Raw genomic sequence first — 10,012 nt, 5'->3', positions numbered from 1 at the left:
CTCAGCCGAAGGCCGCCCGCATGTACCGCAGTTACCAGTCCGAGTGATCAAGTACGACGAGCCGTTCGGACCTCGAGGTTAAAGATCAAGTTAGGGCTCGCGGGCCAGGGCGTGCCGGGGCGTGTCCGAAAGGCCCGGCCCGGTCACAGCAGCGTGAGCTGGGTCGACCCCGGGTCGGCCGGGGCGGGCTCCGGTGCGGGGCGGATGCGGCGCGCGGCGCCCCGGCCCGCCGGGCCGATGCCGAACTCGTCGGCCAGTTCGTGGACCTGACGGGTGATCCGCCGCTGGTACCACTTCGGGGCGTACGCGCCCTCCGCGTACAGCCGTTCGTACCGGGCCACCAGATACGGGTGGTGCTCCCCCAGCCACGCCATGAACCACTCGCGCGCCCCCGGCCGCAGGTGCAGCACCAGCGGGGTCACCGAGGCCGCCCCGGCCGCCGCGATCGCCCGCACCGTCTCCCTGAGCTGTTCGGGGCGGTCGCCGAGGAAGGGGATGACCGGGGCCATCAGCACCCCGCAGTCGATGCCCTGGCCGGTCAGGGCCCGTACGACGTCGAGGCGGCGTTCGGGGGAGGGCGTGCCGGGCTCGACCGTGCGCCACAGCTCCTGGTCGGTGAAGCCGACCGAGACGGAGATCCCCACGTCGGTGACGGCGGCGGCCTCCCGGAGCAGATCGAGGTCGCGGAGGATCAGGGTGCCCTTGGTGAGGATGGAGAACGGGTTCGCGCGGTCGCGCAACGCCGCGATGATGCCCGGCATCAGCCGGTAGCGCCCCTCCGCCCGCTGGTAGCAGTCGACGTTGGTCCCCATCGCGATGTGCGCCCCCTGCCAGCGGCGGGAGGCGAGCTGGCGGCGTACCAGCTCCGGCGCGTTGACCTTGACGACGATCTGTGAGTCGAACCCCAGTCCGGTGTCCAGATCCAGATAGCTGTGGGTCTTGCGGGCGAAGCAGTAGACGCAGGCGTGGGTGCAGCCCCGGTAGGGGTTCACGGTCCATTCGAACGGCATACGGGACGCGCCCGGCACCCGGTTCACGATCGAACGCGCGCGGATCTCATGGAAGGTGATGCCCCGGAACTCGGGGGTGTCGAACGTGCGGGTGGTCACCGCGTCCGTGCCGAAGAGCGCGATCTCCCCGTACGGCGGCCCCGGTGCCCCGGAGGGCCCGGGCGTTCCGGTCCCCGGGGTGTCGGGTGGGCTTTCGGCCAGATTGTCCCAGCGCATGGGTGCCTCCTCGGTAGCACTGGCGCCAGAATAGAACACTTGTTCCCTTGATCGCTTCCGACCCGGATTTGGGCGGGCGTGCCGGGGGGTGGTTGGGTGGCCGCACCCCACTTAAGAACCGAGTGCTGGAGGAAGAGCCATGGCGCAGGTCGAGGCCACGACGGAGCGAATCATCGCGGCGGACCCGGAGACGGTGTTCGATGCTCTGGCCGACTACGAGAACACCCGCGCGAAGCTCCTTCCGGGGCAGTTCAGCGAGTACGAGGTCCGCGAGGGCGGCGACGGCGAGGGCACCCTCGTCCACTGGCGTCTTCAGGCCACCAGCAAGCGCGTGCGCGACTGCCTGCTGGAGGTGACCGAGCCCAGCGACGGCCGGCTGGTCGAGAAGGACCGCAACTCCTCCATGGTCACCACCTGGACCGTCACCCCGGCAGGGGAGGGCCGTTCGAAGGCCGTCGTCTCCACCGTCTGGAACGGCGCCGGCGGCATCGGCGGCTTCTTCGAGCGGACCTTCGCCCCCAAGGGCCTCGCCCGTATCTACGACGAGCTGCTGGCCAAGCTCGCCACGGAGACCGAGAAGGGCTGACCCCGCCCGGCCCGGCACCGGGTCCGCTCGGGCATTCCCGGGCTCACCGTTTCGAGTGGTCTTCCCCGCGGCGCGGTTGTGCGCCCCCGGCGCGCGGCGTCGCGGGAAAGCCCCTGATGAGCGACCCGTTGCCACCTTTTCCCCTCAACTTCCCCCCGTCACACTCCTCTTCGGGGGAGAGCCTCCCGCTTGCTCCTGCTTGGCGGCCAATGCGAAGAATGGCGCCGCGCAGGTGTGACGAGGGGAGCGGTACGTGGGTGGGACCACTCTGGTGACGGAAGGCGGACCGGTCGTCGGACCCGACGGCGGGGCCGCCCGCGGCGGGCCCGGCGAAGGGCGCCACGCCCCGTACGGCACGGCACCGGACACCCCCGCCCCGGGGACCGGCCCCGCCGCCCCGCTCAGCCCCCGCCGGATCCGGCTGGTCTTCCTCGGCCTGATGCTCGCGCTGCTGCTGGCCTCGCTGGAACAGATGATCGTGGCCACCGCGCTGCCGAAGATCGTCGGCGAACTCCAGGGCCTGGACCGGATGTCCTGGGCGATCACCGCCTATCTGCTCACCGCCACGATCGGCCTGCCCGTCTACGGGAAGCTCGGCGACCTCCTCGGCCGCAAGGGCGTCTTCCAGTTCGCGATCGTCGTCTTCGTCATCGGCTCCGCGCTGGCCGGCTGGTCCCGCACGATGGACCAGCTCATCGCCTTCCGCGCCCTCCAGGGGGTGGGCGCCGGCGGACTCATGATCGGCGTCCAGGCGATCATCGCGGACATCGTCCCGCCCCGGCAGCGCGCCCGGTACATGGGGCTCATCGGCGCCGCCTTTGGACTCGCCTCCGTCGCCGGGCCCCTGCTCGGCGGCTTCTTCACCGACCACGCCTCGTGGCGCTGGTGCTTCTACTTCAACGTGCCCTTCGGTCTGGTCACCCTCGCCGTCGTCACCGTGGTCCTCAAGCTTCCCCGACCCGCCGCCCGCGCCCGGCTCGACGTCCTCGGCACGCTGCTCCTGGCCGCCGCGTCCACCTGCCTGGTGCTGCTGACCAGTTGGGGCGGTACGGAGTACGCGTGGGGCTCCCGCGTCATCCTCGGGCTCGCCGCGGGCGCCGCGGTGAGCACACTGCTCTTCCTGGTGGTCGAGCGGTTCGCCGTGGAACCGCTCATCCCGCCGCGCCTCTTCCGCGACTCCGTCTTCAACGTCACCGGAGTGCTGGGCGCGATCGCCGGCGTGGCGCTGTTCGGCGCCGCCGGCTATCTGCCGACCTTCCTCCAGATGGTCGACGGGGCCAGCGCCACCGAGTCCGGGCTGCTGATGCTGCCGCTGATGGGCGGCATCGTCTGCTCCTCCGTCGTCGCGGGGCAGCTCGTCAGCCGTACCGGGCGCTACAAGATCTACCCGGTGGCCGGCTCCGCGCTCGCGGTCGTCGGCATGTGGCTGCTGTCCCGGCTGGACGCCGACACCTCCCGCTTCGCCTGCGGGGTGGCGCAGGCCGTCCTCGGGCTCGGGGTCGGTCTGGTGATGCCGGTCCTGGTGCTGGCCGTGCAGAACTCCGTACGCCCCGCCGACCTCGGCACCGCCACCAGCGCCAACAACTACTTCCGGCAGATCGGCGGCAGCGTGGGCGCCGCCGTCTTCGGCGCGCTCTTCGCGAACCGGCTCGCCGGGGCGCTGGCCGACCGCGTCCCGCCCGGGGCCGGACTGCCGAGCCCCGAGTCGATCACCCCGCAGATGGTCCACGCCCTGCCGCCCGCGCTCCGTGACGGCTACGTCCAGGCGTACGCGGACGCCATGCCGCGGATCTTCCTCTACCTCGTGCCGGTGCTCGCGCTCGGCCTGTTGACCGCCTTCTTCCTCAAGGAGAAACCGCTGGTGTCCCAGAACGCCTCCGCCGCCGAGCCCACCGCCGCCGGGCCGGCCGCGGTCCCCCTGCCCCGCGAGGCCCGGCCCGCCGAGGGGGCGCCGCAGACCCCGGGCGCGCCCTCGGCGTACGGTCCGGCGGCGCCCGCCGTGTACGTCCCCGGTGTGGCGGTCCTCGGCACCGTCCAGCACCCCGACGGCTCCACCGTGCCCCGCGCCGCGCTCACCCTCATCGACGTCCAGGGGCACCAGATCGGGCGCGGCGCGAGCGGCGCCGACGGGCGGTACGCGCTGAGCGTGCCCGGGGCCGGCTCGTACGTGATGATCGCGGCGGCCGGCGGGCACCAGCCGCAGGCCGTCACGGTGACCGTCGGCGAACGCCCGGTCGAGCTGGACGTGGTGCTCGGAGGTGCGGGGCGGCTGGCGGGCTCCGTGGTCACCGCCGACGGGACCCCCGTACGGGACGCCGCCGTGACCCTCACGGACGTCCACGGGGACGTCGTGGCGACCACCCGCAGCGGGCGCGAGGGCGGCTATGTGATCTCGGAGCTGGTGGCGGGCGAGTACACCCTCGCCGCGAGCGCCCCCGCCTTCCGGCCCGCCGCGCTCCCCGTCACCGTGCAGGCGGCGCGGGAGACCCGGCAGGACATCGAGCTGGCCGGCGGGGCGGTGCTGCGGGGGACCGTACGGGCCGGCGGCGGCCGTCCCGTGGAGGACGCCCGGGTCACCCTGCTCGACGCGGCGGGCAATGTGGTGGACACCCTCACCACCGGCGCCGACGGCACCTTCCGCTTCGTCGATCTCTCCTCGGGCGAGTACACGGTCATCGCCGCGGGCTACCCCCCGGTCGCCACCGTGCTCCGGATGGCGGGCGGCGGACGTACCGAACGCGATCTCCAGCTCGGCCACGAGGACTGACCGGAATTCAGCCGACGAGGGGTTGTGCGCGGGCGCGTTACCGATTAGTTCATTGCCCGGCGCAACCTGTGCCGAAGTGCGTACCGTGGAAGGCGGAGCCGCGGATCCTGGCGGCAGGGAAGGAGCCTCCCACCCATGGACAGGGGTATTCCGCCTGGGCCGCCCGAGCAGTTCGCGGCGGCCGGCCGGATTCCGCTCGCCGTGGTCGTCGTGGACGGCGACGGCCTGGTGTCGCACTGGTCGAGCGGGGCCCGACGGCTGTTCGGGCCCACGCGGGACGAGGCGGTGGGCCGGCCCGCGGCGGATCTCATGCCGGTGGCCGGGGCCCTCGCACCGGACGAGCCGAGCGTGGCCCACGGCACCTGGGACGGCCGCGACGGCCAGGACGAACTGGGCCCGGGACTGCACACCCTCGGCTCCTACGCGACCGCCGGGTGCGCCAAGCTCTCCGAGCCGGGGCGCGGCAGGCTCGACGTGCTCTGGTGGGCCTATCCGCTGGTCGGTCCCGGCCCCGGGCGCCATCTCGTACTCGCCGCCGACGCGGCCCAGTTCCGCGCGGCGGACGGCGGGGCCACCGGCGACCCGGACGGCGGCGCGCTGCGGATCACCCCGGCCTTCGCGCTGCACACGGAGTTCCCGGACGCCGACCGGCTGGCCGGACGGCTGCCGGACATCCTGCCGAACATGGGACCGGCCGCGGCCGGCCGCATCGTCTCCCAGATCCTCGAACTCGGCTACCCCGTACTGGAGTTCAGCCATCAGGAGCGGGTCCCCGTCACCCCGGACTGGGGCGTGCCGAAACGGTCCCCCGACCGCCCCGGGCGCGCCGAGCCTGCGTCGGCCGCGGAGCCGTACCGGCGGCGGGCGGCGCCCCGCCCCGAACTCGACCTGGAGTACGCCGAGGTGCGCGAGCGCCTCGAATTCCTGAACGAGGTCAGCGGACGGATCGGTAGCTCCCTCGACCTGGCCAGGACCATCCGTGAGGTCACCAGCGCGGCCGTGCCCCGCTTCACCGACTTCGCCGGTACGCATCTGCGCGCCGCCGTCCTGGCCGGTGAGGGGTTCCCCGACGGGCCGCCCGACGTCACGACCGTCTGGCACCGCGTCTGGGTCGAACACAACGACGAACCGGGCCGCTGGGACGACACCGTCCCGGTCGGCGAGGCCATCGCCTTCCCCGAACACACCCCGTTCTTCCAGTGCATGGTCACCGGCGAGCCCGTGCTCATCCCGCGGATCAGCGAGGAGCAGGGCAACCGGATCTCGGGCGAGTTCGAGAAGCGTGATCTGCGGCCCCTCATCAACCACCGCTCCATGCTGCTCGTCCCGCTCAAGGCGCGCGACGTGGTGCTCGGCTTCATGGTGCTGATGCGGCGGCCCGAGCGCGAGCCGTTCGATGCCATGGACCGGACGACCGGTGCCGAACTCGCCGCCCGCGCCGGGCTCGTCCTCGACAACGCCCGTATGTACACCTATCAGGAGAACGTCGCCGAGACGCTCCAGGACAGCATGCTGCCGCAGGTCGCGCCGCGCATGGCCGGATGCGACATCGCCACCCGCTATCTGCCGGGCACCCGGCTCGGCCGGATCGGCGGCGACTGGTTCGACGCGGTCAAGCTGCCCGGGTCGCGTACGGCGCTGGTCGTCGGGGACGTGATGGGCCACGGCCTCAACTCGGCGGCGATGATGGGCCAGTTGCGCACCGCCGTGCAGACGATGGCCACCATGGAGATGCCGCCCGCCCAACTGCTGCGCAATCTCGACGACCTGGCGCAGCGGCTCGGCGAACAGTACCTGGCGACCTGCCTGTACGCGGTGTACGACCCGATCCGCTCCGAGGTCCAGATCGCCAACGCGGGCCATATCCCGCCGGTGCTCGTACGGGCCGAGGACGGCAGCAGCGAGGTCCTGGACGTGCCGACCGGTGCGCCCATCGGCGTCGGCGGTGTGGCCTTCGAGACGGCGACGGTACGCATCCGCCCCGGTGACCGGCTGGTGCTCTGCACCGACGGCCTGGTCGAGGTGCGCGGCGAGGACATCGGGGACGGACTCGCGGCGCTCTGCGCCTCCGCCGCCCACCCCGCCGCCTCGATGAACGACGCCTGCGACACGATCATCCGCGCGCTGAACACCCGCGACGGACGCAAGGACGACGTGGCGCTGCTGATGGCCAGGCTCAACGGCATCCCCACCGACGACGTGGCCGAGTACGAACTCGCCCTGGACCCGCGCGAGGTGGGACGGGCCCGGCGGCTGGTGCGCGACCGGCTCCTCGGCTGGGGCCTGCCCGCCACGGTGGTGGACACGGCCGAACTGATGGTCAGCGAACTGGTCACCAATGCCGTCAGCCACGCCCGCTCGCACCGGGTCGGGCTGCGGCTGGTCCGTACCGACGCCCTGCTCTGCGAGGTCCTCGACGACGAACCGGCGCCCGCCACCCTGCTCGGCGCGGGCCGCTCGGACGAGTTCGGCCGCGGACTGCGGGTGGTGAGCGCGCTGGCCCGCGAGTGGGGCAGCAGCAGTTCGGCCCACGGCAAGACGGTCTGGTTCGAGCAGGCACTTCCGCACACGGTGTGCCGCCGTGCGAAGAGCGGGTGAAGGAAACACCGGGCACTCTTGCCTCTCCCGCCCCACGGGCAGTACTCCGGAGTGCGACGGCTCACGCCCGGTGAGTCGTGCAGGGGGAGGGACCGACATGGATGTCTCGTCGCGCTACCGTGAATCCTGGGAAGGCTACTGGCGGGAGACCTCCGACGCGCCGGGCGAGGCGATCTGGGACTGCGACCCGTCGCTCAGCTCCGCCCCGCACAGCGCGCTGCTCCTGCCGTACGCCGACGCCACCCTGCCCGTCGTCGACCTCGGCTGCGGCAACGGCACCCAGACGCGCTACCTCGCGACCCGCTTCGCCCGCGCGATCGGGGTGGACCTCTCGCACGCGGCCGTCGAACACGCGCGCCGCGCCGACCCGACGGGGACGGCCGAGTTCGAACAGCTCGACCTGGTCGACCACGACGCGGTGCGCGCGCTGCACAAGCGCACCGGCGACAGCAACGTCTACCTGCGCGCCGTGATCCACCAGAGCGACCCGCACGACCGGCCCGCGGTCGCCGAGGCCGTCGCGGAGCTGATCGGCTCCCGGGGCCGGGCCTTCGTCGCCGAACTGACCCCCGCCTCCCAGACGGTGCTGCGCGGGGCGGTGGAGGGCCCCGGCGGCCCGCCGCGGAAGCTGCGGCGCGTCTTCGACCACGGACTCAAACCCGCCGGGGTGACCGACGAGGAGGTGCCCGAACTGCTGCGCGCGGCCGGGCTGGAGATCCTCGACGCCGGTGACACCGCGCTCCCCCAGACCGAGCACCTCGCCGACGGCACCCGGATCGAGCTGCCCGCACGCTGGTTCGTCCTCGCGGGACGGTGACCGCGGGCCGCACCGGAGCGCCGGTACAGGGGTACGGGCGTACGGGGTGACGGTGCGGCGGTACGGGACCGGTCAGGCGTCGCCCGCGCCCACCCCGGCCCCCGCCCTCGCCCCGACCGTGGGACGGCGGCGCGGGTGGGGGATGGGCAACGGGAACCCGCCGGCGCGCCGGGGCGTCAGCGTCTGGAGCCGGATGACCGCCTCCAGGCCGCCGCCCGGCGCGGGCAGCAGCAGCGCCTCGCCGCCACTGGCCAGGGTGAGGCGCTGCACCAGGGCGAGCCCGAGCCCGGTACCGCCCTTGGGCGCGTCGGGCGCCCGCCAGAACCGGTCGAAGGCGCGCCGCCGCTGCTCCGCGGTCATCCCGGGACCCTGGTCGGCGACATGGAGTTCGGCGCCGTTGCCGCGCAGCCGCCGGAACACCGTGACCGTGCTGCCCATCGGCGCCACCCGCAGGGAGTTGGAGAGCAGATTGTCCAGGATCTGCTCCACCGCCCCGGGCACGGCCAGGGCCCGGCCGATCGGGTCGCCGAGCAGCAGCAGCCGTACGCCGTGCTGCTCGTAGAGTCCGTTCCAGGCGTGGACGCGCTCCGCCGCCGCCTCGTCCAGGTCGACCGGCTCGGGGGTGAGCGCGGTCTCCTCCATCCGGGCCAGCGAGAGCAGCCCCTCGACCATGCGGGCCAGCCGCTCGGTCTCCGTCATCGCGGCGTTGAGGTTGGCGCGCAGATGCGGCGGTACATCGGGTTCCAGATTGTCCAGGCGCAGCCGCAGCGCCGCGAGCGGTGTCTTGAGCTGGTGCGACGCCTCGCCCGCGAACGCGCTCTGGGAGGCGAGCAGATGCTCCAGCAGGGCCGCCGTGCGGTTGAACGTGGCCGCCAGCACCCGCACTTCGGGCGGGCCCGAGGTGACGGACGCCGGGGTGGTCAGGCTGCCGCCCGCCAACGTACGGGCCGCGCGCTCCAGTTCGCGGATGGGCCCGCCGATCCAGCGGGCCAGCGCGAACGCCACCGTACCGACGGCGAGCAGTACCCCTGCCCCGCCGAGCGCGAGGCCCAGCCACACCTGGTGGACGTCGCGCGCGACGGCGTCGGTCGGGACGATGAGCCGTACGGCGCCCTGGAGGGTGGCCCCGTGCCGGACCGGGACGGCCACCGAGAGCCAGTGGACCCCGCCGATCGAGGAGGTCCGCACATCGGCGCCGTTGCCGCCGAGCAGCGCGGCGGAGATCTCGGGGCGCTTCGCCAGACCGGCCCGTTCCTCCGCGTCGAGCGGGTGCGAGGTGGCGAGCGGGGCGCCCGCGGGGTCCACGACCAGCACCCGGCCACCGATGCGCTCGGCGCAGGCGGTGACCTGCGCGGCGAGCTCCTCGGGGCGGCCGTAGGCCAGTGAGAGCGAGGCGTAGTCCGCGATCGACTCGGCCTCCTCGTGGGCCGCGTTGGTGGCGCGCTCGCGCTCGGCGGCGCTGTAGACGTAGCCGAGCGGAATCTCCAGGCAGATCAGGACGAGGGCGGCGAGGGTCAGATAGCTGACCAGCAGTCTCTGTGTCATCAGAACCGTGACCCCGGGTGGTCGAAGGCGTGCTCGGCGCCGGCCCGCCCCTGGTGCTCCTGGTGCGGATCGGTCCTCACGGCGAGCCGCAACCCTACCCCGCGCAGTGTCTGGATCCATGCCGGGTTCCCCAACTTCCGCCGGAGCGTGGCGACATGGACGTCCAGGGTCTTGGTCGGGCCGTGGAAGTTCGGGTCCCACACCCGGTCGAGTATCTGCTGGCGCGAGTAGACCGCCCCGGGATCCTCGGTCAGCAGGGCCAGCAGATCGAACTCCTTGGGGGTGAGGACCACCGACCGCTCGCCGATCCAGACCTGACGGGTCCGCCGGTCGACGATCAGCGCGCCCGCGGCGGACGGCGGGGGCGGCATGTCCCCGGCCCCCGGCGCGGGTTCCCGGGGCGGCGCGGCGGCGCGGGCCTGCGCGGCGGCGCGGGCTGCCGCCGCTCCGCGCTTGGGCGCGGACTCCTGCGG

7 protein-coding genes are annotated in these 10,012 nt (G+C 73.3%); 4 read left to right on the top strand and 3 right to left on the bottom strand.

Translation table 11 applies throughout. From position 1 onward, the window contains the following. Window positions 1–143: 143 nt before the first annotated feature. Window positions 144–1,226: an Rv2578c family radical SAM protein gene (locus ACFXPK_RS31095; protein WP_385080475.1), complete on the bottom strand. Its 1,083-nt coding sequence runs from the start codon at window positions 1,224–1,226 to the stop codon at window positions 144–146. 139 nt (window positions 1,227–1,365) lie between these two features. Here ACFXPK_RS31095 and ACFXPK_RS31090 point away from each other — a divergent pair, with 139 nt between their 5' ends. From ACFXPK_RS31090 to ACFXPK_RS31075, 4 genes are all read left to right on the top strand, one after another. Next, on the top strand, window positions 1,366–1,812 hold the full coding sequence (locus ACFXPK_RS31090) for an SRPBCC family protein (protein WP_385007634.1): 447 nt from the start codon (window positions 1,366–1,368) through the stop codon (window positions 1,810–1,812). A 253-nt stretch (window positions 1,813–2,065) separates the two neighbouring features. After that, window positions 2,066–4,579 (top strand): DHA2 family efflux MFS transporter permease subunit, encoded by a 2,514-nt coding sequence (locus ACFXPK_RS31085; protein ID WP_385080473.1) that lies wholly within the window; start codon window positions 2,066–2,068, stop codon window positions 4,577–4,579. Between the two features lie 135 nt (window positions 4,580–4,714). Further along, on the top strand, window positions 4,715–7,177 hold the full coding sequence (locus tag ACFXPK_RS31080) for a SpoIIE family protein phosphatase (RefSeq protein WP_385080471.1): 2,463 nt from the start codon (window positions 4,715–4,717) through the stop codon (window positions 7,175–7,177). Window positions 7,178–7,274: 97 nt separating this feature from the next. After that, window positions 7,275–7,994 (top strand): class I SAM-dependent methyltransferase, encoded by a 720-nt coding sequence (locus ACFXPK_RS31075; protein ID WP_385080469.1) that lies wholly within the window; start codon window positions 7,275–7,277, stop codon window positions 7,992–7,994. A gap of 72 nt (window positions 7,995–8,066) precedes the next feature. Here ACFXPK_RS31075 and ACFXPK_RS31070 read toward each other — a convergent pair whose 3' ends face one another. Both ACFXPK_RS31070 and ACFXPK_RS31065 read right to left on the bottom strand, forming a co-directional pair. Beyond that, a complete protein-coding gene (locus tag ACFXPK_RS31070) occupies window positions 8,067–9,539 on the bottom strand; it encodes a sensor histidine kinase (protein WP_385080467.1) in 1,473 nt (490 codons plus the stop codon). Next, window positions 9,539–10,012, bottom strand: a 474-nt coding sequence (locus ACFXPK_RS31065; protein WP_385080465.1) for a winged helix-turn-helix domain-containing protein, incomplete at its 5' end; no start/stop codon positions are given. The genes ACFXPK_RS31065 and ACFXPK_RS31070, both read right to left, overlap by 1 nt.

The sequence above is a fragment of the Streptomyces sp. NPDC059142 genome, assembly GCF_042755665.1.
In the GTDB taxonomy this organism is placed as follows: Bacteria; Actinomycetota; Actinomycetes; order Streptomycetales; family Streptomycetaceae; genus Streptomyces.
This window is presented reverse-complemented; position numbering and strand designations above follow the sequence as displayed.